This is a genomic window from Granulicella rosea (assembly GCF_900188085.1).
GTDB lineage: Bacteria > Acidobacteriota > Terriglobia > Terriglobales > Acidobacteriaceae > Edaphobacter > Edaphobacter rosea.
In genome coordinates this window covers 77,708-102,778 of sequence record NZ_FZOU01000010.1, presented here as the reverse complement: position 1 = coordinate 102,778, position 25,071 = coordinate 77,708, and the positions used below count along the sequence as shown (strand labels likewise).

Below are 25,071 nucleotides of genomic sequence, written 5' to 3'. Positions count from 1 at the left end.
TTACGTCCGAAGCACCTTATCGACCTTGAGTCAGCGCTGTCAAGGGCCTTCGTCGAGATGGCAAGAGACGTAACGCACAAACGGATCCTCTTCGAGAATGACAAACAAGAAACGCAACAAGGAAGCAAGAACGCTGGAGCTGGCCGCAACCGGGGGTTTGCATTTTTCGCTTGCGCAAGTTTCGTGGGGTGGAGTAAGTTAGCGGTAACGTTGATGGCGTCTCCGCTCCACCGTCCGCACCGCAAAATTCCCGCACTGGAGAAAATCTCATGAGCACCACCACCGCCGTAGAGCAAAACCCGCTTGCAGACCTCGACGACTGGGACGACTTTCTCGAAGGACGTTACAAGGAAGGCAAGTCCGAGGAAGAGTTTCGTGTCTATGACGCGACCGCCACGCCGGGCGTCGCGGAGTTCTACCGGCTCAACCACGAGAACCAGACGGTCGACTATGTGATGGAGCGGGAGAAGACCTACTTCAGCCTGAACAAGGGCCAGAAGACGATCTGGGAGGCGGCCGAGTTTCTGAACACACTGGTCGACGACTCCGACCCGGACACGGACCTGACCCAGATCGAGCATCTGCTGCAGACGTCGGAGGCCATGCGCCGCGACGGCCAGCCGCGCTGGATGATCCTGACCGGCTTCATCCACGATCTCGGCAAGTGTCTCTGCCTGTACGGCGAGCCGCAGTGGGGCGTCGTGGGCGACACCTTCCCGGTCGGCTGCGCGTGGTCGAAGGACATCGTCTTCCCCGAGTACTTCGCGAAGAACCCAGACCGCAACGTTGCGAAGTATCAGACGAAGTACGGCATCTACGAACCCAACTGCGGCCTCGAAAACGTCCACATGTCCTTCGGACACGACGGCTACATCGCCGAGGTGATGAAGCCTTACCTGCGCGACGAGTCGCTTTACATGCTGCGCTTCCACTCGTTTTATCCGTGGCACAAGCATGGCGCGTACGATCATCTCTGCACGGACAAGGATCGCTCGATGCTCGACTGGGTTCTCAAGTTCAACCAGTACGACCTATACTCCAAGGGCCATACCAAGCCGAACATGCAGGAGTTGAAGCCGTACTATGACGATCTGTTCGCAGAGTTTCTGCCGCCGACACTGGCCTGGTAACAAGACAGGCGGCAACCTGGAGCGCGGCCGCGCGTGTATCAGCAACCTGATACTCGTGGCGACGGCGCTCCTTTCTTTCGCCTTCGCGGCAAGCATGCCGGCGCAGACGAGGCTCGCGCTGGTCGATCCGCTCGTCGGCTCGACCAACGGCGGCAACACCACGCCCGGCGCGCAGATTCCATTCGGCTTCATCTCGCTCGGGCCCGACACCGCCGATGTCGACCACGGCGTGACCAACGGCTACAATCCCGACGCAGAGATGATCGGCTTCTCCTACACGCATGAGAGCGGTACGGGCGGTGAGGCGAAGTACGGCAACTTCCGCGTGACGCCCACCATGGGCGAGTTGTCACCGCGCAATCTGATCTACCCATGGCGAGACGAACACGCCGAGCCCGGCTTCTATGGTGTGACGATCGGCAAGCCAGAGGCCGCGATCCGCGCGGAGCACACCGCGACGCGCATGGTCGGATACTCGCGCTACAGCTTCCCCGCCGGCCACGCAAACCTGCTGCTCGATGTTTCGTCGCGCCTGCGGATGCAGGGCGGCGCGAGCGGCGTGTCGAGCTACCCGCAGGCCGCCACCGACGCGTCCGTGACCATCCCCGATGCGCGCCATGCGGAGGGCTCGGTCACGGTCGCCGGCGGCTGGAACCCCGCGCCCTACACGCTTTACTTCGCGATGGAACTCGATCGCGATGCGTCGGCCAACGGCACATGGGACCAGAACAAAACATACCCCGGTCGTACAACCGCGCGGGGCGTCGACCAGCGGGCGAAGGGCTACCGCAATCAGCTTGGAGCGTACTTCACCTTCGAAGACGTCAGGCCCACAACGGTCGAGATGCGGCTCGCGGTCTCATGGGTCAGCGTCGCGCAGGCCAGGCGAACGCTTGCGGATGAGAGAAGCCTGACCTTCGACGGAGTGCGCCGGCAGGCCGCGGAGCAATGGTCGCGGACGCTCGAAAAGATCGACGTCCAGGGCGGCAGCGAAGAGCAGCGACGCATCTTCTACACCGCGCTCTACCGCGCGCACACGATGCCGCACGACCTGACGGGCGAGAACGTCTGGTGGAAGAGCGACGCGCCTCACTACGAAGACTTTTATACCTTGTGGGACACCTTTCGCACGCTGCATCCGCTTTACACGCTGATCGAGCCGGAGCGCCAGACCGCGATGGTGCGGTCTCTGCTCGATACCTACGCCCATACGGGCTGGCTGCCGGACGCGCGTATCGCAGGCGCGAACGGCCTGGTGCAAGGCGGTTCGAACGGCGATGTGGTCATCGCCGACGCGCTGGTGAAGCGGTTGCCGGGCGTCGACTGGAAGCAGGCCTATGCGGCGGTGAAGAAGGACGCGGAGGTCAGCTCTGTGCCACCAGGCGATGAGGGTTGGAATGAGGGCCGGCAGCTCGACGAGTGGAGCCGGCTGGGCTACATGTCTCTCAGCTATCAGCGTTCGGCCTCACGCACGCTGGAGTATGCGGCGGATGACTACTCGGTCGCCACGGTTGCGCATCTCATGGGCGAGGAGAAGGATGCGGCTCGTTTCCTCAAAAGCTCCGGCAACTGGCGGAACCTCTGGGATCGTAAGTTGCAGTGCATTCATCCACGTTATGCGGATGGGAGCTATCTTGAGAACTTCGACTGCGACCACTTATATCCGGACTACTTATTACTCTGGTGGGATGTTCCGTTTTACGAGGGCAACTCGGCGCAATACTCGACTTACATCCCGCAGGATATCTCCGGCCTGATCGAGTTACTCGGCGGGAAGGATGCAGCTACAACCTGGCTGGACCGGCTCTTCGACCAGAAGCTCTACACGCAGGGCAACGAGCCGGATATTCTCGCGCCTTACACCTACATCTATACCGGCCGGCAGGATCGCACGGCGGAACGCGTGCGCGCCATCCTGAAGAGCGAGTATCACACCGGACGAGCAGGGCTTCCGGGCAATGACGACGCGGGCACGATGTCCTCATGGTATCTGTGGAGCGCGATTGGACTCTACCCGGTCGCGGGGCAGCCTTTGTATCTCATCGGCAGCCCGGTGTTTGATTCTGCGACCTTGCACTTAGGCGATGCCAGGAGCTTTACCATTCGGGCGCAGGGCGGAAGTAAGTCGGCCATCTACGTTCAAAGCGCCACGCTGAACGGAAAGCCGCTCGAACGTGCGTGGCTTACACATGCCGAGGTGATCGGCGGAGGCGAACTTATCCTCATCATGGGCGAGAAACCCAGTAGGTGGGATAAGATCCCTCCGCCGAGTGGAGCGGATGTCTGGAAGCTGATCCAGAGTGCAGACTGAGACAGCTTATGCTTCGGAGGTTTTAGAGAGTCGCAGCGATCTCCCACTCCGTGAAGACGGTTTCAGCGAGCGGACGCCGCGTGCGGGGCGCCGTCTCCCTGGCGCGCAGAGCTTCGGACAGCATATCGGGGTCGCCAAGATAGCCGAGCGCGGTGACGGCGCCGATCTCGAAGGCATCCGGAATGCTGAAGGCGTCGCGCGCTTTCTGCCGGTCGAAGCCGCCCATGGAGTGCGCATGCAGCCCGAGCGCCGAGGCCTGCAGCGCGAGATACGCGGTGGCCGCGCCGGTGTCGTGCAGCGCATAGCCGTTGGCGCCGTAACCATTGCTGAACGCCGCGCGTGCGACCGAGAGGATCAGCACCGGCGCGGCCTTCGCCCAGCTCTGGTTTGCTCCGACGAGCGCGTCGAAGATCTTCGCGTAGGTGGCGTCTCCCTGGCGGCCGATAAGGAAGCGCCACGGTTGCTCATTGAGCGAGGACGGGGCCCAGGCGGCGGCCTCAAAGACGGCGGTGAGGTCCGCGGTCGAGACAGGCTGCGCACTGAAGGCGCGGGGACTCCAGCGACCCGCGATGACATCGAGGACTCCTTCGGACACCGGGGCGCGCCTGGACTGGTTCAATACTTCAAGGTCGATCATGTGCTTCCTCCAGAGTTTCATCTTAACGAGTGTTAACATGCTGCTGGTAGGGTCGTTTTCATGAGACGCATGCCTCGTTCGTTCGCCGCCTTTTTGCTCAGCGCTTCGCTCACCGTTTCCCTGCAGGGCCAGCAGATGAATCCTTTTACGACGTTGATGCAGAAGGCCGATGCGCATGCAGCGGCGCACCATGCGGTGAAGCCCGCACTTTCGCCCAACGACGCGACGATTCTGAACGGCGCCGTACCGGTCGCCGAGTTGCAGAGGTCAGGCATCAAGGTCGTGCCCTGGACGACGAACGATCCGGAGAAGATTCGCGCGATGATTCGCGTCGGCGCCGATCAGGGCTACGCGATCGACGGACTGATCTCCGACCGGCCGGACATTCTGCAGCGCGTGCTGGCGGAGGAGCGCGCGGTCTCGCCCGCGAACGCAGCGCGGTTGAAGAACTTCAACGTCTCGGGCCATCGCGGCGGACGCGGTCTGCGTCCGGAGAACACGCTGCCCGCCTTCGAAGCCGGACTCGACAGCCTGATCGACACGATCGAAACCGACACCGGCGTGACGACGGACCACGTATCGCTGATCTGGCACGACCAGTTTCTGAATCCGCAGTCGTGCCGCCGCGCGGATGGTCAGCCGTATACGCTCGAAAACCGCGTATACATTCGGGATATCTCAATGCCCGACGCGCAGGCGACCTTCATCTGCGACAAGCTGCACTTCGGCGCGGACCAGAAGAACGATCTCGCGCTGTCGCCCGTCGCGGTGGCGTTTGCGGCGAAGGAAAAGCTGATGAGTCCGTACGTTCCCACCTACGCCGAGCAGCTCTTCCGCTTCGCCGACTTCTACGCCGAGTATTACAAGACCGGTCCGGGCAAGACGCATCCCGAGGCGAAGGCTCGCGCCGCGGCGGCAGCGCGCGTTCACTTCAATCTTGAGACGAAGGTCCTGCCGGATCGTCTGCCTCCCGCAGTTGCCGGCGCACAGGATGTCAATGTGCCGAAGGAGATGTTCGACAACCATACGGTCAGCCCGCAGGTCTTCGTCGACACGCTCTGCGGCGCCATCGCGCGGCATCACCTGGAGTCGCGCGCGGATGTGCAGAGCTTCGACTTCCGCACGCTGATTCTGGTGGAGGAGCAGTTCCCGAAGATTCCGACGTATTACCTGACGGATAATCCGAAGATTCTGGCGAGTGAGTTTGTGCCGGCTGCGCTGCGACAGTAGCTTCGGACTGCAGATAAGTTGACTACCTATACAATTATTTGTATAAAACAGCATGGAGCCGCGAAAAGAAATTGAGTTTCTCGGCGATTCTCTGGAGTCGATCCGAAGCTTTCCTGCGGTTGCACGAAGCGAAGCTGGATTTCAGCTTCGTCGCGTACAAATGAGTCTTGACCCTGCGGATTGGAAACCGATGAAGTCCGTTGGAGCGGGCGTATCGGAGATCCGCATTCGGGATGAGCAAGGCATCTATCGGATTATCTATGTAGCGAAATTCGCGTCTGCAATCTTTGTGTTGCACGCTTTTCAAAAGAAGACGCAAAAGACGGCTTTCGGCGATCTTGCCGTCGCCATAAAACGCTATAAAGAGCTACAGAAGGAGCAAAGCAGATGAGAGAACGATTTGCCAATGTATGGGACGCTCTCGAAGATACTCCTGCGCAGGCGGAGAATATGAAAGTGCGCTCGGAGTTGATGATCGCGCTTCAGGAACATATCAAGAAAGAGGGTCTTAGCCAGGTAGAGGCCGCGAAGATCTTTGGCGTCACACAGCCACGCATCTCCGACTTGATGCGTGGCCGCATCGATCTCTTCGCGATCGACTCACTTGTGGGTATGCTCGGCACTGCCGGAATGCATGTAGAACTGCATATCGCCAAGGCCGCTTGACGAGCTGACGGCTACCCAATCAGCCGTTCGAGCTGGCCGAGGTGGTTCAGGTCGTGGCCGGCGATGGTCTCGACGATGGTGCGGAAGGTCATGGCGCCGCGTTCGGGATGCGTGGTGGGGCGATCCCAGTCGGCTGGCTTGAGCGTGTCGAGCAGCAGCAGGTTCCAGGTGCGCAGACTCTCAAAGAGGCGCATTGCGGAGGCGGCGTCGCAGGGGGCGTAGCGCGCGGCCCAGCGATCCTGATCGAAGGGTTGGATGATCGGCGCCTCTTCGGCGAGCGTCTGGCGCAGCCGGAAGGCGAAGACCAGTTCGCAGTCGGCGAGGTGCGCGACGATCTCGCGTGCGCTCCACCTGGCGGTGGGCGGAGCGAGTGCGAGCTGCGCTTCGGGCATCTTCTCCATCAGCTTCACAAGCTGGGCACAGGTGTGGCCGATAACCTCGACCGCGTCGCGGTCGCCGAGGAATTTTACGTAGGGGTTCAGTTCCATAGGGATAGCATGCCAGAACAAAGACAAAGGCAGAAGCGGATTCCCTGCGGGAATGCCAATAAAGGGTATGGAATCAGCGCGCCAGCGGCAGGCCGATGGTGAAGACCGACCCATGGCCGGGCTGGCTGGTTACGCGGATGGAGCCGCCATGCGCCTCCATGATGGCCTTCGAGATGGCGAGGCCCATGCCGGTGCCCTGCACGCGGTAGCGCTGGCTCTGGCCGCGGTAGAACTTGTCGAAGATCATCTCCTGCTCCATGGCGTCGATCCCGGCGCCCCGGTCGGCGACGCTGAGGGCCAGCTCTCCGCCCTCCACCACGCCTGAGATGAAGATGGGGGAGTCGGCGGGCGAGTATTTGGAGGCGTTTTCGAGCAGGTGGCCGAGCACCTTGACGATCAGGTCGAGGTCGATCCAGACGCGGGGCAGGGTGTCGGCCAGACGCACCTCCACCGCGCGACCGGCGAGGGCGGCCTGGCCCTCTTCGAGCGCGCGTTCGACGCACTGTTGCACGGTGTAGGCGGCGGGATCGAGCGCGACCTCGCGGGCGTCGAGCCGCGCCATCTCGGTCGCCTGCGCGATCAGGTGGTTCAGCCGGTCGCTCTCCTCGTCGATGACGGTGAGCAGCTCCATCCGTTGCTCCTCGGTCAGGGCGCCCTGCGTCAACATGCTGGTCACCGAAGCCTTGATCGAGGTCAGCGGCGTGCGCAGGTCGTGGGTGACGGAGTCGAGCAGCGCGGAGCGCAGGCGCTCGCTCTCGTGGGCGGCGTCGGCGCGCGCCAGCTTTTCGACCGCGGAGGCGCTCTCGATCGCGATCGCGATGAGGCTGCTCATGGCCTCCAGCGTCTCCTGCGAAGGCAGGTTGCCTTCAACCAGGATCGACCCGACCGGGCGGACGCCGACGGCCAGCGGCAGCAGCGCGGTCTCCGGCCCAGCCGTCTTGTACGAAACCCCGGCGTGAACGGCGCCGCGCATGCGCTCCGGATCGACCGCCATGCGGGCGGTATCGAAGCGGTAGACGCGGTCCCCGGCCGAGAGATAAAGCGCCGCGCCCTGCGTGCGAAACGCCGCGACTATATTCTGCGGGATGGCCTTGCGCAGGTCGGTGGCGCCTTCGGTCGAGAGCAGCCGCTGGCCGAAATCGTACAGCAGCTCGAGCTCCCGGCGGCGGCGGTTGGAAGCGGCCGCCTCGGTCTTGATGCGGTCGGACAGGTTACTGCCGATCAGCGCCGTCGCCAGAAAGGCGAAGAGCGCGATCCAGTTCTGGCTGTCGGAGATGGTCAACGCGCCGATCGGCGGCAGGAAGAAGAAGTTGAAGCAGAGCGCCGATGCGAACGACGCCACGACCGCGTAACGGAAGCCCCAGCCCGCGGCGAGCAGTAGGATATAGAGCAGCAGCGTAAGCGCCACCGTCGTCGGGTTCACGTGGGTGAGATGGGTGTACGCGAAGACGATGGCTGCGAGAAATGCCGCGGCTGTCGCCCATCGCACCGTCGCTCGGGTTACGCTGGAAGTCACGCATCCGATTGTACCCATGTCCACGCGCCCGCAAAATCCCGGCAAGACCCCCGAGCAGTGGCTCGAACACGCCGACGCGCTCGAAGACGGCCCGCGAGCGAGCGGGCGGCTGAAGGTCTTTCTCGGCTACGCGCCCGGCGTGGGCAAGACCTTCAGCATGTTGAGCGAGGGCATACGGCGGCGCGCGCGCGGCGAGGACGTGGTGATCGGCATTGTGGAGACCCACGGCCGGCCCTCCACGGCCGAGCTGGTCGACAAGCTGCCGGTGCTGCCTCGGCGCGCGCTGGAGTATCGCGGCACGCTCTTCGAGGAGATGGACATTGACGCGATTCTCGCGCGGCGGCCGGAGGTCGTGCTGGTCGACGAGCTGGCTCACACGAACATCGAGGGCAGCCGCCATGCGAAGCGCTACGAAGACGTGATGGAGCTGCTGGAGGCGAAGATCGACGTGCTCGTCACGGTCAACATTCAGCATATCGAATCGCTGACCCCGCAGGTGCAGGCGCTGACGGGCATCACCGTCCGCGAGGGCGTGCCGGACTGGGTGCTCGACCGCGCGGACGAGATCGTGCTGGCCGACCTGACGCCGGAGGCGCTCGAGACGCGCATGAAGCGCGGCGACATCTACCCGGCCGAGCGGGTCGAGCGGGCGCTGGGAAACTTCTTCCGGCGCGGCAACCTGATCGCGCTGCGCGAGATGGCGCTGAAGCAGGTGACGCGCGCGGTCGACCGCAACCTGGACGACTACATGCAGCGCAAGCGGCTGGGCGGCGAGTGGTGCGTGCGGGAGAAGGTCGCGGTCTGCGTCAGCGCCAGCCCGCATGCGCGGCAACTGATCGCACGCGGCGCAAGGTTGGCCGAGGGATTGAACGCGGAGTTCTTCGTCGTGCATGTGAACCGTGGGGATACGCCCGCCGAAGACCGCGTGCGGTCGCTCGAAGCGAACCTGCGCTTTGCCGAAAATCTGGGCGCGAAGAACATCGAACTGAAGGCGACAAGCGTGGCGCGCGCGACCGCCGAGTGGGTCTCGAAGGAACGCATTACGCAGGTGATCTTCGGCCGGTCGGCGGTGACGGGGTTGAAGAAGTATCTCTACTACCTGGCGATTCAACGGTTTATGACCGGCGCTCCGCACGCCGATCTGCACATCGTGACACAGGAACAGGCATGAGCCAACGCAGGATATTGATCGTCGACGACGAGCCGCAGATCTCGCGCGTGCTGCGTACGTCGCTGGAATCGAGCGGCTATCTTGTCACCGTCGCGCGCGATGGGGTGCAGGCGCTGGAGTTCTTCGAGCGAGCGCCCTTCGACCTCATCATCACCGATCTCGCCATGCCGAACATGGACGGCATCGAACTGACCCGGGCGGTGCGGGTCAACCATCGCACGCCGATCGTCGTGCTCTCCGTGCGCGATGCGGAGGCCATGAAGGTTACGGCGCTCGACGAGGGCGCGGACGACTACATTACGAAGCCGTTCAGTATCCAGGAGCTGCTGGCGCGCGTGCGCGTGCATCTGCGGCGCACGGAGGCGGCGCCGGCCCAGCCGCAGCTTGCGACGATCGAGACCGGCGACTTCTCCATCGACATCGACAAGCATCAGGTAATGGTGAGCGGGGTGGAGGTCCACCTGACGCCGAAGGAGTTCGACCTGCTGGTCTTCTTTGCGCGCAGCCCGTATCGCGTGCTGACCCACAAGGTGCTGCTCCGCGCCATCTGGGGGCCGAGCGGCGACAACCAGCCGGAGTATCTTCGCGTGCTGGTGGCGCAGCTTCGCAAGAAGATCGAACCCGTCGCTCCAGGCAAGGTCGAGCCGCGCTACATTCGCAACGAGCCGTGGGTGGGGTATCGGTTCACGCCGGAGGGCAATGCGGCGGAGGCTTGAGAGCAGTCGTTGCTTCTTGCTCAATTCTGCGCGGCAGCCGCCTTCTCCAGGCGCTTCTTCCGAATATCCCGCACCGCAACGACAAACAGCCCGGCAAAGGTGATGCCAACCAGCAAGGCCGCGAGCCAGCCGTGGAGCTGCTCCACCTCGCCATAAAGCAGAGCGAGGCCGACGAAAACGAACACGAGGTGCGCGCAGAAGACCTCGAGCGACGCCTTGCCCAAAGTGAGAAACGGCTCGACCAGCACGACGCGCTTGACCAGGCCGCGCGCCCAGTACGCAACCAGCACAAAGGCCGCGAGGTTCACCAGCCGCAGCGTTCCGATCTGCCACTTATCGAGCAGCAGGCCGAAACGCTCGGTGCTCAGGTGCGGCCCCAGCCAGTCGTGGCGCACGCCGATGAAGAACAGGCAGATGGCCGCGCTGAGCCAGAAGACCCACGCCGGCAGACGGCGCAGCGGCAGCGGGCCTTCAGCCGAGGCCGCGCCCAGGACCATGCCCGTCACCCATACGATCTGCCAGCCGAAGAGGTTGAAGGCGCCGGTCTCCTGCAGCGGAATATGCAGCCCCGTCACGTGGACGATCAGGCCATGCGCCCAGTTGCGTAGACCGAACTGCGCCAGCATCCAGATCGTCGCGCTGCCCGCGAGGATGGGCCGCCAGCCGCGACGCGCCGCGATCGCCAGCAGATACGGCGTTGCAAGCAGGAAGATCACGTACATGGGCAGAATGTCGAGCAGCGGCGGCGTATAGATCAGCAGCAGCGAACCGACGATAGCCGTGAAGGGATGCGCCAGATAAAACGTGAGCAGGTTCATCAGCGCGGGCTTATGCCGATGTACGGCAAACGCCGCGACAATCGTGAACGCAAGCATCAACAGCACGACGTGGTAACCGTAGATCTTGAGCGCGCGCTTCCACAGCTTCACGCGCAGCGCGCCTTCGTCCTCGGCGGCCTTGCGGATGTAGAGCCGCGCCACCAGCAGCGCGGAGAGGAAGACGAAGCCCTCGGCCGAGGAGAGAAAGCCGAAGGGTTGATTGACCAGGTCGCTGAGGCGCGTGGGCAGATGCGTGAGCGTCATCCAGACGAGGAAGAGTCCACGCAGCGCGTCGAACTCCGGCCTGCGCTCCAGCTTCAGCGGACGCTGGACGCGCTGCAGGATCGACCGCAACGGTTTGGGACGGGTTAGACCCTCATTCAACAAACGCTCTTCACCTCCCTGTTCAGACGCATTTGCCAGCGGCGAGTTGCGTGAATCTTTGGATGCAGGTGGGAACGGCTCGTACTTACGACTTCTTAACGCCGATCCTACGGACTTCCTATGGATAGGCGCTTTCTACTCAAGTCTTAGAGGTCCACTATGAATCGCTGCTTCATTGCGCTTGCGCTAGCCATGTCCGCCGCACAGCCTACCCTCGCTCAAACCTTAACCAGCTCGGTGAATGCAATGCCGAAGCTGCCCTCGGGCCATGCAAAGATCGCCGCACACGCCACCACTGGTTCGCTTCATGGAACGGTGCGGCGCGAGGACGGATTTTCCGCCCTTGGCATGCAGGTGTCGATCCGCAACGCGGACGGCGTCGTGCATGAGGTTTTGACCGCCGGTAAAGATGGGGAGTTCAGCGACAGCTCGCTGAAGCCCGGTGTGTATGAGGTGGCGGCCAGCTCCAGCGGCGCGCCCCAGTTGAATGCCGTGCAGGTGGCGGTGGTTGCCGGCCACGACGCGGTCGCCTCGGTCCTGGTACAGAGCTCCACCCCGGCCGCGCCCGAGCCGGCTGCCGCGCCTAAGCTCGATAACGGTTTCATGCACCGGTTGGGCCGCGCCTATGTCGCGGACTGGGCCGGCAATGGACCCGGCACCGAGACCAAGGAAGCGCGCCGCGGCTATCCCGCGCCGCTGGCATCGCCTCCGTACCCGGCATCCGACTGGCCCATCGGCGGCACTCCGACCATCGGCGTTCCCGATGGCCAGACCTACCCGTTGATGGAAGCGCTGAATAAGAACAAGAGCCGCAGCAAGATCTACGGCTGGCTGGAGGTAGGCGCCAACGGCTCCTCCAACAACAAGACCAACGCCGGCAAGGGTATCGCTTCCAACTTCCCTTCCGCCTACGACGAGTATGCGAACACGGTGCAGTTGGACCAGGCGGCGCTCTACTTCGAGAAGCTGCCCAACACCGCGCAGACCGACCATGTCGAGATCGGCTATCGTCTGACGCTGCTGTACGGCGTCGACTACCGCTTCACCACCGCCAAAGGCATGTTGAGCCAGCAACTGCTGTTGAAGAACAACCAGTATGGCTTCGACCCGGTCATGGACTACGTGGACATCTACGTGCCGCACGTCGGTAAGGGCATGGACATCCGCATCGGACGCTACATCTCGCTGCCGGACATCGAAGCGCAGCTTGCGCCGAACAACTACACGTACTCGCACTCGATCCTGTATACCTTCGACTGCTACACGCAGACGGGCATGAACGTGACGGTGAAGGCGAGCGACCACTGGACGGTGCAGGCCGGCATCTCGCCCGGCTGCGACGTGATGCCGTGGACGACCGATGCGAAGCTGACCGGAAACTTCTGCGCGACCTACACCTGGTCGCACGGCGGCGACGCGGTCAACACCTGCGCCAACAGCATCAATGACGGCAAGTATGCATACAACAACCTGTCGGCCTTCTACGAGACCTACTACCACCGGTTCAGCGCGACCTGGCACACGGATACCGAGTTCTGGTACCAGTACATGCGCGAGGTGCCGAATATGTACTGGTTCAACGGAACCGACCCGAACACCGGCATCCAGTACGCACCGACGGCCGCTCATCCGTGGCCCGAGGCTACCTTCCAGCGTCCGGGGCAGGGCGCTGTCAACCTGAACTTCGGCGCGGTCTGCACCGATCCGCGCAAGCCCGCAAACCTGCAGCCGTCGCGCTGCCTGGCGCCCGAGTACGCGCTGGTGAACTATGTCGAGCACAACTTCTGGCATAACACCGCTTCCCTCAACATCCGCAACGAGTTCATGAACGATATGAAGGGCCAGCGCACCGGCACTCCAGCGGTCTTTGAAGAGCACATGGTCGGCTTCGACTTCTGGGCCGGCTCCACCATCACCTTCCGTCCCGAGGTCAGCTACACCCATGCCTTCACCCGGTATGGCGTCAGCGGCCTGAACATCGCCCCCGGCGCATCGATCTCAAATCTCGAGACGCTGGCTCAGGAAGCCGCCACAGGACAGGCGCTTACCCCCAATCCCCTCGGTCTCGGCAAGAACCAGGCTATTACCCTCTCGGCCGACCTGATCTGGCACTTCTAACCCCTAACCTGCTTGCCGGCCGGTTCCGGCCTCTCGCTGGAACCGGCCCCGAACGGAAGAACACCATGGCAGACCTGATCTTCACCGCCCTCACGCTCCTTTGCTTCGGCGCCGCACATGCTTATGTGATCGCGTGCGAAAGCCTGAAAGGAAAACCCAACCATGCTTGAAAACGCACTGCTCCTCGCCCTCTGCTCCGCGCTGTTCGTCTATCTCGTTTACGCCATGCTGCGACCCGAGAAGTTCTAGCTCAGACGCACCGGACGCCTCTTACGCAATCAACTCGGCCACAGCGACGGACCCTCCGGGGTCAGTCGCGGTGTGCCCACATGCAACATCTTCTGTCGCGCACCGCACCTTCGAGATGCGCACGAAGCAGGTCTCACGATGACAAGTAACGGCTGGCTGCAAATTCTCCTCTTTTTCGCCTCGGTCCTGCTGCTCGCGAAGCCTCTCGGCCTGTACATGGTCAAGGTGTTCGAGCGGACATCCACCCCCTTCGACTTCGCTCTCAGACCCCTGGAGCGGCTGCTCTACAAGCTTACCGGCGTGAAGGAAGATGAGGAGATGGGATGGCAGCAGTATGCCATCGCCATGTTGATCTTCTCCGCCGCGACCCTCTTCCTCACCTATGCGATCGAGCGGCTGCAAGGTCTGCTGCCGCTGAATCCGCAGCATCTGCCTGGCGTCGCGCCTGGACTTGCATGGAACACGGCCGTCTCCTTTACGACCAACACGAACTGGCAGTCCTACGTGCCCGAGACCACGATGAGCTACCTGACCCAGATGCTCGGGTTGGCGACGCATAACTTCTGGTCGGCGGCGGTCGGCATGGCGCTTGCGGTCGCGCTCATACGCGGCATCGCGCGGCGCGAGGCCAGCACGCTGGGCAACTTCTGGGTCGATATGACACGCTCGATCCTCTACGTGCTGCTGCCCATCTGCGTGGTCTATGCCACGGTGCTGGTATCGCAGGGCGTGGTGCAGAATCTGCGGCCTTACGATACGGTAAAGCTGGTCGAAGCGCAGTCTGTAACGACCACAGGCACAGATGGAAAGAAGACCACGACAAGCATCGCCACGCAGACCATCGCGCAGGGTCCGGTGGCGTCGCAGGAAGCCATCAAGATGCTGGGCACCAATGGCGGCGGCTTCTTCAATACCAACTCCGCGCATCCGTTCGAGAACCCCACGCCCTTCACCAACTACCTGCAGATGCTGTCGATCTTCCTGATCCCAGCAGGCCTGACAGTCACGCTGGGCCGCATGGTCGGTTCGACGAAGCATGGCTGGGCCGTCTTCGCGGCGATGTCGGTCTTCTTCTTCCTCGGTACGACGGCTGCTTACAAAGCCGAGTCGCAACCGAGCCCCATGATGCATCACGTCACGCAGACGCAGGGCAACATGGAAGGCAAGGAGGTGCGCTTCGGCGTAGCCAACTCCGCACTCTTCGCGACCGTGACGACCGACGCCAGTTGCGGCGCGGTGAATGCAATGCACGATAGCTTCACACCGCTTGGCGGGCTGGTTCCTCTGACCAACATCCTGCTGGGCGAGATCGTCTTCGGCGGCGTGGGCGCCGGTCTCTACGGCATGCTGATCTTCGTCATCCTCGCGGTCTTTCTCGCGGGCCTGATGGTCGGTCGAACGCCGGAGTATCTGGGCAAGAAGATCGAAGCCGTCGATGTGCAGCTCTCGATGCTCTACCTGCTGATCTTCCCGCTCATCATTCTGTCGCTCGCCGCGGTCTCCGTACTCGCGCCTACCTTCGGCACGTCGAGTCTTGGCAATCAGGGCCCGCACGGCCTGTCGGAGATCCTCTATGCCTTCGCCTCGGCGGTCGGCAACAATGGCAGCGCATTCGCTGGACTCAACGCGAACACGCCCTGGTACAACTCATCGCTTGGCGTTGCCATGTTCTGCGGGCGCTTCCTGATGATCGTGCCGATGCTGGCTATCGCGGGCAACCTGGCGCGCAAGAAGATCGTTCCGGCATCGCAGGGCACCTTCCCCGTGACAACGCCGCTCTTCGTCGTGCTGCTTTGCTCGGTCATCCTCATCGTGGGCGCACTGACCTTCTTCCCCGTGCTATCGCTCGGCCCAATCCTGGAGCACCTGCAGATGCACGCCGGCCGCACTTACTAACTCGCGAACTCAATCACTGGATAAGCAAGCCCCAGAGGCACTATGAAGAAGACAGCACTATTCAATCCCGCCATCGTACGCCGCGCTTCAGTCGATGCGCTTGTAAAGCTGGATCCACGCCTGATGATGAAGAACCCCGTCATGTTCATCGTCGAGGTAGGCAGTGTGCTCACGACGCTGCTGTTGATCGTCAACCTTACGCGACACGAAGCACACCAGGGCTTCAACCTCCAAATCACGCTTTGGCTCTGGTTCACGGTGTTGTTCGCCAACTTCGCCGAAGCCATGGCCGAAGGACGCGGCAAGGCGCAGGCCGACACGCTGCGCCGCGCCAAGTCCGAGACCGTCGCACGCAGGCTGCGCGCGGATGAGAGCATCGAAGAGGTCGCCAGCACGATGCTCCGCGTAGGCGACCTCGTCGTGGTCGCGGCAGGCGAGATGATCCCCGGCGACGGCGAGGTCATCTCCGGCGTGGCGTCGGTCGATGAGTCGGCCATCACAGGCGAATCCGCGCCGGTGATCCGCGAGGCGGGCGGCGATCGCTCGGCTGTGACCGGCGGCACACGCGTGCTGTCGGACCAGATCCGCATACGCATAACATCGAATCCCGGCGAGACCTTCATCGATCGTATGATCGCGCTGGTCGAAGGCGCCGAGCGGCAGAAGACCCCGAACGAGATCGCGCTCAACATTCTGCTTGCCGGCCTGACGATCATCTTTCTGCTTGCGGTGGTGACGCTGCAGCCCTTCGCGATCTACAGCGGCGCGCCGCAGACCGTCTTCGTGCTGGTCTCGCTGCTCGTCTGCTTGATCCCTACAACCATCGGCGGTCTGCTCTCATCGATCGGCATCGCAGGCATGGACCGCCTGGTGCAGCACAATGTGCTTGCAATGAGCGGACGCGCCGTCGAAGCGGCCGGCGACGTGAACACACTGCTGCTCGACAAGACCGGCACCATCACGATCGGCAATCGCGAGGCAGTTGCGTTCCTGCCCGCACCCGGCGTCAGCGCGGATCAGCTTGCCGATGCGGCGCAGCTCTCTTCGCTTCCCGATGAGACGCCCGAGGGCCGCTCCATCGTGGTGCTTGCCAAAGAGAAGTTCAACTTGCGTGGACGCGAGCTTGCGACACTGCATGCGACCTTCATCCCCTTCTCCGCGGTGACGCGCATGTCCGGCGTGGACCTGGACGGACGCATCGTACGCAAGGGCTCCGCCGATGCGATCGAGCGCTACATCGGCGAGCTGGGCGGCAGCTTTCCGCGCGAGGTGCGCGAGCAGGTCAATGAGGTCGCGCGCTCCGGCGGCACGCCGCTGGTGGTCGCCGACGGCAATCGCTGCATGGGCGTCATTCAACTGAAGGACATCGTAAAGGGCGGCATGAAGGAGCGCTTCGCCGAACTGCGGCGCATGGGCATCAAGACCATCATGATCACCGGCGACAACCCGCTGACCGCCGCGGCCATTGCACGCGAGGCAGGCGTGGACGACTTTCTCGCCGAGGCCAAGCCCAAGGACAAGATGGACCTCATCCGCCGCGAGCAGGCCGAAGGCAAGCTCGTCGCGATGACAGGCGATGGCACGAACGACGCGCCGGCGCTGGCCCAGGCAGACGTAGGCGTCGCGATGAACTCCGGCACGCAGGCCGCGAAGGAGGCCGGCAACATGGTCGACCTCGACTCCAACCCGACCAAGCTGATCGAGATCGTCGCTATCGGAAAACAACTGCTGATGACGCGCGGCGCCCTCACCACCTTCTCCATCGCAAACGATGTGGCGAAGTACTTCGCGATCATCCCGGCGATGTTCGCGGGCGTCTTTCCCGTGCTCGGCGTGCTGAACATCATGCATCTTGCCACGCCGCAGTCGGCCGTGCTCTCGGCCGTCATCTTCAACGCGCTGGTCATCATTGCGTTGATCCCGCTGGCGCTACGCGGCGTGGGCTACAAAGCCATGTCCGCCGAGGCCCTGCTGCAACGCAACCTGCTGGTGTATGGGCTGGGCGGTATTGTCGTGCCTTTCGTCGGCATCAAGCTGATCGATATGGTCATCACCGCGATCCACTTAGCGTAACCACTTCCGTTACAAATATCGTTGCACAGTCAGAGGCATGTCATGAAGCGCACTATCGTCACCGCCATTCTCTACACCGTCATCACCGCGATCGCACTTGGCATCGGCTATCCGCTGGCCATCACCGCCATCGCGCAGGCGCTCTTTCACGACAAGGCGAACGGCCAGCTCATCGCACAGAACGGCCAGGTGATTGGCTCGGCCATCATCGGCCAGCCCTTCACCGGGCCGGGATACTTTCACTCACGCCCTTCGGCAGCAGGCGCGGGCTACGACGCGGCTAACTCCTCGGGCTCGAACCTTGGGCCGACCAGCAAGGCGTTGGCCGATCGCGTTGCCGCTTCGGTCGCGAGCGAGCAGACCGGAGCGCCCGTGCCTGTCGACCTCGTGACCGCCTCGGGCTCCGGACTCGATCCCGACATCACGCCGGAGGCCGCCTACTACCAGGCCGCGCGCATCGCGAAGGAGCGTGGCCTTTCCGACGCCGCGGTGAACGGCCTCATCGCAAGGCATGTAACACAGCGGCAGTTTGGCCTGCTGGGCGAGCCGCGCGTGAATGTGCTTGCGCTCAACCTCGCACTTGCTCAGTTGAGGTGACGGACGCTCGCGGCAACAATGCCGCGACACTGAGCCAGCCAGTGACGTTGGCCAGTGTACGCAAGGTATCGGGGATCGTGTCGGCGCCCAGTAGCAGCGCGATCCCCGACACCGGGATGCCGGCCGCCGCAAGCACCGGCGCCATGACCAGGATGGAGCCGCCCGGCACGCCAGGCACAGTAAGACTCGTCAATACGCTTGCAACCAAAATCGTTACATATTGCGACGAGGCCAACGTCACTCCGTAGAGCTTCGCCAGGAAGACGACGCCAACTACCTGCGCCATCGGCGCGCCGGCACGAAAGAGCGAAGCGGCAACCGGCAGGTAGAGGCTATAAACCTCCTCCATGAGCCCGAGCGAGAGCGCGCCCTCGTAAGCGGCGGGCAGAGCCGCCATGGAAGAGCGCGAGGCCAGCGCCACTGCCTGTGATGGCGCTGCGGCCCGCGCGAACCGCAGCATCGGCACACGACCCAACAGCACGGCGCAAGGCGTCAGCACCAGCAGCACGAACGACATACACGCCACGCCGTAGACTCCGACATACCATGCGACGGCGCGCAGCGCGCCCGCACCCAGTCGCGCCGTCAACAAGGTAGCGAGTGCGAAGACCCCGATCGGCGCGAGACGGACCACAACCGCCACCCATACGAGCGCCGCGTCCGCAACGCCCTGAAAGACGCGGACGACCGCGGCGCGACGTTCCTCGGCCACGCGAGCGAGAGCCAGTCCGAAGCCGATCGCCACCACGATGAGCGGCAGCAAGGCGCCATCCACCGCTGCCTTGAATACATTCGCAGGCATGAGTTCGCTGAACCAGCGACCAACACTCGGAGGCGCCGGCGGAGCATCACCCGCAGGCAGCGGCACAGTCGTCTCCAGATGCGAGAACGCAGGGGCGGCCACGGCAAGGCCGAAGAGCGCCGACGCGATCAGTACCAGCAGCATTGCAACCGCGGCTCTGCCGCTGATCCTTGCCAGCGCTTCACGGCCGCTGGAGGCCGCCACACCGGCCACCAAGCCGCATACCACCAGCGGGATAACCGCCACGCGGATCGCGCTGACGAAGAGCGTGCCGACTGGTTCGAGCAGCGCGGGCAGCCACGCGGCATGCCCCGCCGAGACGGCCCAGCCGGCCAGCAAACCCGCCGCCAGACCGCATGTCACCCGCACCATCGCGCCGCTGCCGGAGTTTCCCATTGCGCCACCTGTCCATGCTGCTACGCGTGAATCGTAACCCGCAGCAACACCGGCGCCGAGGCGTCGAAGAGCGCCTGCAACTGCTCCGAAGAGGTGAAGCGGGGTCCAGGCACAAAACGCGCCTTGAGTTCGAATGTAACTTCATCGGTTGCAAATGGATAAGGCGTCAAACGGAAGCTGCGCACACCGGTGTGCGCGACCACGATCTCCTGCGCCGCGCCATCGACCTTGCGCAGGGGATGCAGCAGCGTGGCCCTTCCAGCGTAGTCCACGCAGCTCAGGAGCGACAGGTTATCGGTCGCCTGCAACAGGCGGAAGTTATCCTTCAGTGCGTCCCACGTGATCCACTCCGGCAGCAGTTCGCCTTCGCCGACAAGCTGCTTCTGCAGCCGCCATTGCAGCTCCAGTTGCTCCTCGAGAAAAGTGTCGAGCAAAGGCAACTGCTCCGCGCGTATGGTCCTGCGGTCCGCGCGTTCGGAGAGCAGGTTGTAGGTATGCATCGAGATAAGGATGGCGGCGTAGGCATCCTCATCGGCCATCAGTTGCACAGCGCCGCGACGTACGGCGAGATACTGTTCGAGATCGATCTCTTCAAACGCCGAATAGGCCCCGACGAGCTCGGTCGAAAAGGCCGCGGGCTTGCCCTCGCGTGTGACGACCGGCTTGCGATCGCGCATGGCCCATCCGTCGTCGTGCGCGTGGATGCCGCGCAGCACATGCTCGCGTGGCTCTGGCGCTGCGAAGAGAGCGTTGCCCCAGACCGCGCTGAAGTCGCCCGCCAACCGCGCATGGTCCGGATGCGTCACCAGCCACCAACCGTCTTCGGTCTCAAATCGCAGCATCTTGCCTCTTCTATGGTTTGTAATGGTTCCGGTAACAATATGCGGCTTCAAGACCTGCCGCGACCTTTGCGGCCGCGGCGTTCAACCACTGCTCGCCACGCCCGGCCGTTGCAGGGTGCGGGTCGCCGAGCACTCCGGTCTCGGCGATGTCGCGGGTCAGCCATGCGAAGTTGGCGGAGCCATTTTCCGGCGCCAGCACCGTCTCGTCGTCGATGTGCGCGATGTAGTTGACCGTGTAGGCCGCGGTGTCGACAAGCTCCGGCGTCGCGGCGAGCAGGAAGGCCGTCTCCACCTCGCCCGCGTGGAAGCCGTACTTCGCCTCCTGTGGGTTCAGACCTTCGAACTTCGCGCCTGCCGAGCCGAAGATAGTGAAGGTGCGCAGACCGAACTCCGCACGCAGGTCGCGCGCCATCACATCGACCAGCGAGCTGTTGCCGCCATGTGTGTTGTAGAGCGCGAGCTTCTTGAAGCCCGCGGCCGCGACGCTCGCGCCGATGTCGCGCACGACCGCCATGAAGGTCGAGGCCGAGACCGAGAGCGTTCCGGGAAAGCCGATGTGCTCGTTGCTCTTGCCATAGCAGATCGGCGGCAGCGCGTAGATGCTCATCGCGGCGGGCAGCAGCGCAAGCGCGCGACCCAGCACCACGTTGTTGATGAGCGTGTCGGTCGCGAGCGGCAGATGATGGCCATGCTGCTCGATCGCCGCGGTGGGCAGCACAAGCAGCGTGGACTCACGCGACAGCGCATCGACCTGCTTCCAGTTCAAATAAGCGAAGTTGCGTATATCGGGTATCCACGTCTTCATGGCGCCACCTGGGTCTTCATGCCGTCACCTCGCGCCGCTCGAAGGTTGCCATCTTGCCGGGGTTCATCAGGCCCTTCGCGTCGTAGCGATATTTGGCCTGCAGTTGCACATTGTCTTCGCGGTAGCGACCGCCGCCTTCGACATGGTTCACATGCGGGTTTGCGACGCCGACGCCGATGGACCGGCAGTAGTCGATCATCTCGTTCAGCCGCTCTGCGGTGGAGAAGCGTACGACCGGAATCGCCGCGGGAAAGACCACGCCAGCGCCGTTCTTCATCCATTCGATGTGGTGGAGAAAGTCCGCGCCATACTTCGTCTTCAGCAGCGCCAGTTGTTCCGTCGCGCGCGCGGGGTCGAAGCCGCATTGCAGATAGGTCCATGTGGGATCAGCCTTCATGGCCCACAGAGTGGTGTGGTTCCAGGTGTAGTCCGAGAGCAGAGGCGTGGATTTCAATCCGCCATATGCAACGGAAAGTGTTACATTCCCATTCGCCTGCATGGCGGCGTCTTCCAGCTTCGCGCGCTGAGCCTCGGCGATCATGAGGAAGACAGCCGCCTCGCCCTCGCGCAGCAGCGTCCTGACAGGCGAAAAGAAGGACGGGATGGGCCATTCGAAGACCGTCACCAGCCGCTTTGTCCAGTGACTCCGCACCGCGATCTGCTCGCTGAAGGCGAACGCGGCCTCGAAGCTGCGGAAGCTCACCGCGCACTGTGCCCACTCGACCGAGGGAGCAAGTGCAAGCCAGATGCGCGTCATGACGCCGTTGGAGCCCCAGGCATGCAGGATGTCGTGGACGGCTTCGCCTTCGTGCATCAACACGCGCGGCTCGGCCTCCATCGTAACGACCTCGATGGCGCGCACCGTGTTGAAGTCGCGCAGGCCGCCATGCGCAACCGACCCGATGCCCCCGGAGCCGCCGCCGAGGAAGCCGCCGACCGACGCCTTCACCACGGTCGACGGATAGCAGCGCAGCTCCCAGCCTTTCTCGCGCGCCGTGGTTTCGAGCACGCCGAGCCTCGCGCCAGGCTCGCATTCGGCAACGCCGTCGTCGCTGATGTCGAGTACACGGTCCATGCGCTGCAGGTCGAGCAGGACGCCGCCCGCAAGCGGCACAGACTGTCCGTAGTTGCCGGTGCCCGCGCCCCGCACGGTCACCGGCACGTCATGCGCATGGCAATAACGCAGCACGGCGCGGATCTCGTCCGTGCTCACGGGCTGCACGACCACATCCGCGCGCTTGCCGTCGAGCAGCTCACGCAGCACGGGCGAGTACCAGTAAAAGTCGCGCGACAGCCGCTCTACCACGGAGGCCTGCGTGATCACGCGCGTTTCATCGCCCATCAAATCCAACAGTTCTGCCGCCAGCTCCATCGCCACCCCGCGCTGCTTCGTCGAACTCCTACTTCTTTGAATTCCAGGTCAAAAACGTCTTCTGCATGTTCGGATGTGTAAAGAGTGTAAGGCAAGCCTCGCGTTCGACCGGACCCACCACCTCACAGCGCATGTCCGACCGCCGCTCGACCTCGGTCGCGGCGATCTGAATCTGCCGGCAGAAGCGGTTCGCGTCCTCGATCGTCGCGCCGTAGACGACGCGGTCGAGCCCGGCCCAGAGTGCGTTCGCCATGCACATGGGACAAGGTTCGCAGGTCGTGTACATGGTGTACCCGGCGAGCGAAAAGCTCTTGATCTTCTTGCACGCCAGCCGCACGGTGCGAACCTCGGCGTGCGAGCTTGGGTCGTGTTCTTTCGCGACGGCATTGGTCGCGCGCATCAGCCGTTTGCCCGTGGCGGTGGAGACGATCTCCGCGCCGAAGGGCACGGGCGAGGGCGTGTCGAGCGTGCGTCCGGTCCAGGCGGCGAGGGCGCGCATGCGGGCCGCGTCCAGGCGCAGCGCCTCCGATTCAGTCGTCGTGGTCATAGCTAAAACCTAGCACAGGCCAGCCTCGCCTCCGCAGGGATAAAATCCTCGCATGAGTGCGATCGAGAACCTGCGTGAGCATTATCTTCACGATGAAACAACGCCTCTGGCCGAGCTGGACGCCGCGCTGGCGAACTCCAATGGCAACGCCGGCCGCAATGTCTACCTGGCGCAGCATGCCGAATGGTCGCGCGGGCAGGCGCTCGCTTTGGACAAGGCGCAGCGAGCCACGCAACCGCTCTGGGGCGTCCCCGTTTCTTTGAAAGATTGCTTCGACCTCGAAGGCTTCGCTACCTCCTGCGGCTCTGGCTACTACCAGCAGACGAAGGGGCTCGCCGAGCGGAACTCCGCGCTGGCAAAGCGTCTGAAGGCTCTGGGCGCGGTCATCACCGGCAAGACGCACATGCAGCAACTCGCCTACGGCATCACCGGCGAGAACCTCGACTTCGGCGACTGCGTGCAGCCGCGCAATCCGCGCTGGCTGACCGGCGGCTCGTCCAGCGGCGCGGCGGCGAGCGTGCAGGAGGGCTCCGCGCTGGCGGCCATCGGCACGGACACAGGCGGGTCGATCCGCGTGCCCGCCGCGCTGTGCGGCATCGCCGGGTACCGGTCTTCCATCTCGCTGCAAGGCAGGCTGTGGGAGGGCGGCGGCCACCTCGCCCCCACCTTCGATACCATCGGCTGGCTCTACCCCGACCTGGCCGATGGGCCTCTGCTGGGAGGCGCCCTGTTCGATCTTCCGAAGGCCGAAGCGCCGGAGCTTGCCGCGCTGCGCATCGGCATCCCGACCGACGCATTCCTGCACGACTGCGAACCCGACGTGCTCGCGACGCTGGCGTACGGACGCGAACTCTTCACCGGTAGACAGGCGCGCGTCGAAGGCTTCGACGCAGCCGCATGGGACACGGCCTTCAGCATCTTTGCTCCCATTCAGGCGCATGAGGCCGCAGCCATCCATCGCGGGCATTACGAGCACTTCGAGCCCGGCATCGCGGAGCGGCTTGCCTGGGGCGCGAGCCTGCCGGCGGACGAACTGAGTCGCCAGATGCTGCGCCTGTGGCAGTTCCGCGCCCGCATGAGCGCGCTCTTCCAGCACTTCGACTACCTGCTGCTGCCCGCCTGTCCCATGTCCGCGCTGCTCGCCGGCGAAGATCAGTCGCAGACGCGCGTGCGCATCCTGCGCTATACCTCGCCCATCTCGCTGGCGGGTCTGCCCGTCGTGACGCTGCCCGGCAGGGCGGGCGGGCTGCAGCTCGTGGGGCGGCTTGGCGCCGACGCCGAACTTCTCGCTCTCAGCGCCAGCCTCGCGGATGCTACGCTCTGAAGCATGAGACTCCAGCGCGCGTTCGTCTTCAGCCTCTGCCTTCTGCCCTTTCTCCTGACCGCCTGCAAGCGACAGGCCGCGCCCGGTGGTCTGACGCAGGTGAAGCTGCAGGCCGACTGGTACCCGCAGCCCGAGCATGGCGGCTTCTACACCGCGCTGGTCAAGGGCTATTACAAAGACGAGGGGCTGGACGTGCAGATCATCCCCGGTGGCCCGTTCGTGACCAGCGAGAGCTTGGTCGCGAGCGGCGCCGTGCAGTTCGGCATGAACTCCTCCGACCACGTGCTGGAGTCGATCGCCAACTCGGGCGAGCCGCTGGTCGCCGTCGGCGCGACGATGCAGCACGATCCGCAGGGCATCATGGTCCGCGACAGCTCGCCCGTACACGCCTGGGCCGATCTCGAAGGCCACACCGTCTCGGTCAAGCCGGGCTCGACCTGGTGGGAGTTCATCGTCAAGAAGTTCAACCTCACGCACGTGCGCGAGACGCCCGCCACCTACTCGGTGGCGAACTTCCTGCAGGATCCGAACTACATCCAGCAGGCCTTCGTCACCTCCGAGCCCTACTTCGCGAGCAAGGCCGGCGTGCAGACGCGCATGCTGCTGAACTCCGCCGCGGGCTACGATCCGTACCGTGTCTTCTATACCTCGCAGAGCTACGCGAAGGAGCATCCGGACGTCGTCGCGAAGTTCACGCGCGCCAGCATCCGAGGCTGGAAGGAGTACCTCGCCGACCCGGCGCCGGCCAACGCCGCCATCCTGAAGCAGAACCCCGCGCTCAATCCGGATTGGATGAATTTCAGCTACAACGCCCTGAAGAAGGGTCACTTCATCGACGGCCCGGATGGAACCCAGACCGGGCGGTTCGACCCCGCGCGCTGGAACGCGCTCTACAAGCAACTGCTCGACCTGAAGGTGCTGAAACAGCCGATCGACCCCGCGCAGGCGTATACGACGCAGTATCAAAAATAGTGCGCTCGGAG

23 protein-coding genes are annotated in these 25,071 nt (G+C 63.6%); 14 read left to right on the top strand and 9 right to left on the bottom strand.

Features of this window, described 5'->3' with window-relative positions:
- The first annotated feature begins 269 nt into the window (after positions 1-269).
- Positions 270-1,130, top strand: a complete 861-nt coding sequence (locus tag CHB87_RS19600; RefSeq protein WP_089410151.1) for an inositol oxygenase family protein — start codon at positions 270-272, stop codon at positions 1,128-1,130.
- A gap of 55 nt (positions 1,131-1,185) precedes the next feature.
- A complete protein-coding gene (locus CHB87_RS19595) occupies positions 1,186-3,441 on the top strand; it encodes a GH92 family glycosyl hydrolase (RefSeq protein ID WP_176441879.1) in 2,256 nt (751 codons plus the stop codon).
- Between the two features lie 22 nt (positions 3,442-3,463).
- Here the strand turns inward: CHB87_RS19595 and CHB87_RS19590 are convergent, their stop codons facing one another.
- Positions 3,464-4,078, bottom strand: a complete 615-nt coding sequence (locus CHB87_RS19590) for a nitroreductase family protein (RefSeq protein ID WP_089410149.1) — start codon at positions 4,076-4,078, stop codon at positions 3,464-3,466.
- 69 nt (positions 4,079-4,147) lie between these two features.
- Here CHB87_RS19590 and CHB87_RS19585 point away from each other — a divergent pair, with 69 nt between their 5' ends.
- Genes CHB87_RS19585 through CHB87_RS19575 form a run of 3 tightly spaced genes read left to right on the top strand, consistent with a single transcriptional unit; the run spans position 4,148 to position 5,974 of the window.
- Positions 4,148-5,308 carry a glycerophosphodiester phosphodiesterase family protein gene (locus tag CHB87_RS19585; RefSeq protein WP_176441878.1) on the top strand — a complete coding sequence of 387 codons (1,161 nt, stop codon included), beginning with the start codon at positions 4,148-4,150 and terminating at the stop codon, positions 5,306-5,308.
- A gap of 52 nt (positions 5,309-5,360) precedes the next feature.
- A complete protein-coding gene (locus tag CHB87_RS19580; RefSeq protein WP_089410147.1) occupies positions 5,361-5,699 on the top strand; it encodes a type II toxin-antitoxin system RelE/ParE family toxin in 339 nt (112 codons plus the stop codon).
- On the top strand, positions 5,696-5,974 hold the full coding sequence (locus CHB87_RS19575; protein WP_089410146.1) for a helix-turn-helix domain-containing protein: 279 nt from the start codon (positions 5,696-5,698) through the stop codon (positions 5,972-5,974). Before CHB87_RS19580 ends, CHB87_RS19575 begins: the two co-directional genes overlap by 4 nt.
- Before the next feature lie 11 nt (positions 5,975-5,985).
- Here the strand turns inward: CHB87_RS19575 and CHB87_RS19570 are convergent, their stop codons facing one another.
- A complete protein-coding gene (locus tag CHB87_RS19570; protein WP_089410145.1) occupies positions 5,986-6,462 on the bottom strand; it encodes a DinB family protein in 477 nt (158 codons plus the stop codon).
- A gap of 73 nt (positions 6,463-6,535) precedes the next feature.
- Positions 6,536-7,951, bottom strand: a complete 1,416-nt coding sequence (locus CHB87_RS19565) for a sensor histidine kinase (RefSeq protein WP_245818110.1) — start codon at positions 7,949-7,951, stop codon at positions 6,536-6,538.
- Between the two features lie 43 nt (positions 7,952-7,994).
- Between CHB87_RS19565 and CHB87_RS19560 the strand changes: the two genes are divergently transcribed.
- Both CHB87_RS19560 and CHB87_RS19555 read left to right on the top strand, forming a co-directional pair.
- On the top strand, positions 7,995-9,149 hold the full coding sequence (locus tag CHB87_RS19560) for a universal stress protein (RefSeq protein ID WP_089410143.1): 1,155 nt from the start codon (positions 7,995-7,997) through the stop codon (positions 9,147-9,149).
- Positions 9,146-9,865: a response regulator transcription factor gene (locus CHB87_RS19555; protein ID WP_089410142.1), complete on the top strand. Its 720-nt coding sequence runs from the start codon at positions 9,146-9,148 to the stop codon at positions 9,863-9,865. Before CHB87_RS19560 ends, CHB87_RS19555 begins: the two co-directional genes overlap by 4 nt.
- 20 nt (positions 9,866-9,885) lie before the next feature.
- On the opposite strand, the gene opgC is transcribed toward CHB87_RS19555, so the two are convergent.
- Positions 9,886-11,067, bottom strand: a complete 1,182-nt coding sequence (gene opgC / locus CHB87_RS19550) for an OpgC domain-containing protein (protein ID WP_142988441.1) — start codon at positions 11,065-11,067, stop codon at positions 9,886-9,888.
- 246 nt (positions 11,068-11,313) lie between these two features.
- Between opgC and CHB87_RS19545 the strand changes: the two genes are divergently transcribed.
- The 5 genes from CHB87_RS19545 (at position 11,314) to kdpC (ending at position 18,000) form a co-directional block, all read left to right on the top strand.
- On the top strand, positions 11,314-13,185 hold the full coding sequence (locus CHB87_RS19545) for a TonB-dependent receptor (protein WP_176441877.1): 1,872 nt from the start codon (positions 11,314-11,316) through the stop codon (positions 13,183-13,185).
- 162 nt (positions 13,186-13,347) lie between these two features.
- Entirely contained in the window at positions 13,348-13,434 is an 87-nt protein-coding gene (kdpF, locus tag CHB87_RS22950; protein ID WP_089410139.1) for a K(+)-transporting ATPase subunit F, read from the top strand.
- A gap of 138 nt (positions 13,435-13,572) precedes the next feature.
- Positions 13,573-15,330: a potassium-transporting ATPase subunit KdpA gene (gene kdpA, locus CHB87_RS19535; protein WP_089410138.1), complete on the top strand. Its 1,758-nt coding sequence runs from the start codon at positions 13,573-13,575 to the stop codon at positions 15,328-15,330.
- Between the two features lie 42 nt (positions 15,331-15,372).
- A complete protein-coding gene (kdpB, locus tag CHB87_RS19530) occupies positions 15,373-17,403 on the top strand; it encodes a potassium-transporting ATPase subunit KdpB (protein ID WP_089410137.1) in 2,031 nt (676 codons plus the stop codon).
- Between the two features lie 42 nt (positions 17,404-17,445).
- Positions 17,446-18,000, top strand: coding sequence for a potassium-transporting ATPase subunit KdpC (kdpC, locus tag CHB87_RS19525; protein ID WP_089410136.1), 555 nt, complete (start codon positions 17,446-17,448; stop codon positions 17,998-18,000).
- On the opposite strand, the gene CHB87_RS19520 is transcribed toward kdpC, so the two are convergent.
- From CHB87_RS19520 to CHB87_RS19500, 5 genes are read right to left on the bottom strand one after another with little or no spacing between them, the layout of a single operon-like run.
- The gene (locus CHB87_RS19520) at positions 17,972-19,198 is read right to left on the bottom strand and encodes a dicarboxylate/amino acid:cation symporter (protein WP_089410135.1); all 1,227 of its coding nucleotides are present in this window, start codon (positions 19,196-19,198) and stop codon (positions 17,972-17,974) included. The genes kdpC and CHB87_RS19520 overlap by 29 nt on opposite strands.
- A gap of 20 nt (positions 19,199-19,218) precedes the next feature.
- Positions 19,219-20,040, bottom strand: a complete 822-nt coding sequence (locus CHB87_RS19515; RefSeq protein ID WP_089410134.1) for a DUF3891 family protein — start codon at positions 20,038-20,040, stop codon at positions 19,219-19,221.
- A 10-nt stretch (positions 20,041-20,050) separates the two neighbouring features.
- Entirely contained in the window at positions 20,051-20,845 is a 795-nt protein-coding gene (locus CHB87_RS19510) for a creatininase family protein (protein ID WP_089410133.1), read from the bottom strand.
- Between the two features lie 16 nt (positions 20,846-20,861).
- Positions 20,862-22,187, bottom strand: coding sequence for an FAD-binding oxidoreductase (locus CHB87_RS19505; RefSeq protein WP_176441876.1), 1,326 nt, complete (start codon positions 22,185-22,187; stop codon positions 20,862-20,864).
- 58 nt (positions 22,188-22,245) lie between these two features.
- Positions 22,246-22,764, bottom strand: a complete 519-nt coding sequence (locus CHB87_RS19500) for a nucleoside deaminase (RefSeq protein WP_217897078.1) — start codon at positions 22,762-22,764, stop codon at positions 22,246-22,248.
- 52 nt (positions 22,765-22,816) lie between these two features.
- On the opposite strand from CHB87_RS19500, the gene CHB87_RS19495 reads away from it, so the two are divergent.
- Positions 22,817-24,088: an amidase gene (locus tag CHB87_RS19495; protein WP_089410131.1), complete on the top strand. Its 1,272-nt coding sequence runs from the start codon at positions 22,817-22,819 to the stop codon at positions 24,086-24,088.
- Positions 24,089-24,091: 3 nt separating this feature from the next.
- The gene (locus CHB87_RS19490) at positions 24,092-25,060 is read left to right on the top strand and encodes an ABC transporter substrate-binding protein (protein WP_089410130.1); all 969 of its coding nucleotides are present in this window, start codon (positions 24,092-24,094) and stop codon (positions 25,058-25,060) included.
- Positions 25,061-25,071 lie beyond the last annotated feature (11 nt).

Coding starts and splice junctions, on each gene's coding strand:
- CHB87_RS19600 (WP_089410151.1), top strand. CDS start 270: ATGAGCACCACCACCGCCGTAGAGCAAAACCCGCTTGCAGACCTCGAC.
- CHB87_RS19590 (WP_089410149.1), bottom strand. CDS start 4,078: ATGATCGACCTTGAAGTATTGAACCAGTCCAGGCGCGCCCCGGTGTCC.
- CHB87_RS19585 (WP_176441878.1), top strand. CDS start 4,148: ATGCCTCGTTCGTTCGCCGCCTTTTTGCTCAGCGCTTCGCTCACCGTT.
- CHB87_RS19580 (WP_089410147.1), top strand. CDS start 5,361: ATGGAGCCGCGAAAAGAAATTGAGTTTCTCGGCGATTCTCTGGAGTCG.
- CHB87_RS19575 (WP_089410146.1), top strand. CDS start 5,696: ATGAGAGAACGATTTGCCAATGTATGGGACGCTCTCGAAGATACTCCT.
- CHB87_RS19570 (WP_089410145.1), bottom strand. CDS start 6,462: ATGGAACTGAACCCCTACGTAAAATTCCTCGGCGACCGCGACGCGGTC.
- CHB87_RS19560 (WP_089410143.1), top strand. CDS start 7,995: ATGTCCACGCGCCCGCAAAATCCCGGCAAGACCCCCGAGCAGTGGCTC.
- CHB87_RS19555 (WP_089410142.1), top strand. CDS start 9,146: ATGAGCCAACGCAGGATATTGATCGTCGACGACGAGCCGCAGATCTCG.
- CHB87_RS19545 (WP_176441877.1), top strand. CDS start 11,314: ATGCCGAAGCTGCCCTCGGGCCATGCAAAGATCGCCGCACACGCCACC.
- kdpF (WP_089410139.1), top strand. CDS start 13,348: ATGCTTGAAAACGCACTGCTCCTCGCCCTCTGCTCCGCGCTGTTCGTC.
- kdpA (WP_089410138.1), top strand. CDS start 13,573: ATGACAAGTAACGGCTGGCTGCAAATTCTCCTCTTTTTCGCCTCGGTC.
- kdpB (WP_089410137.1), top strand. CDS start 15,373: ATGAAGAAGACAGCACTATTCAATCCCGCCATCGTACGCCGCGCTTCA.
- kdpC (WP_089410136.1), top strand. CDS start 17,446: ATGAAGCGCACTATCGTCACCGCCATTCTCTACACCGTCATCACCGCG.
- CHB87_RS19520 (WP_089410135.1), bottom strand. CDS start 19,198: ATGGGAAACTCCGGCAGCGGCGCGATGGTGCGGGTGACATGCGGTCTG.
- CHB87_RS19515 (WP_089410134.1), bottom strand. CDS start 20,040: ATGCTGCGATTTGAGACCGAAGACGGTTGGTGGCTGGTGACGCATCCG.
- CHB87_RS19510 (WP_089410133.1), bottom strand. CDS start 20,845: ATGAAGACGTGGATACCCGATATACGCAACTTCGCTTATTTGAACTGG.
- CHB87_RS19505 (WP_176441876.1), bottom strand. CDS start 22,187: ATGGGCGATGAAACGCGCGTGATCACGCAGGCCTCCGTGGTAGAGCGG.
- CHB87_RS19500 (WP_217897078.1), bottom strand. CDS start 22,764: ATGACCACGACGACTGAATCGGAGGCGCTGCGCCTGGACGCGGCCCGC.
- CHB87_RS19495 (WP_089410131.1), top strand. CDS start 22,817: ATGAGTGCGATCGAGAACCTGCGTGAGCATTATCTTCACGATGAAACA.
- CHB87_RS19490 (WP_089410130.1), top strand. CDS start 24,092: ATGAGACTCCAGCGCGCGTTCGTCTTCAGCCTCTGCCTTCTGCCCTTT.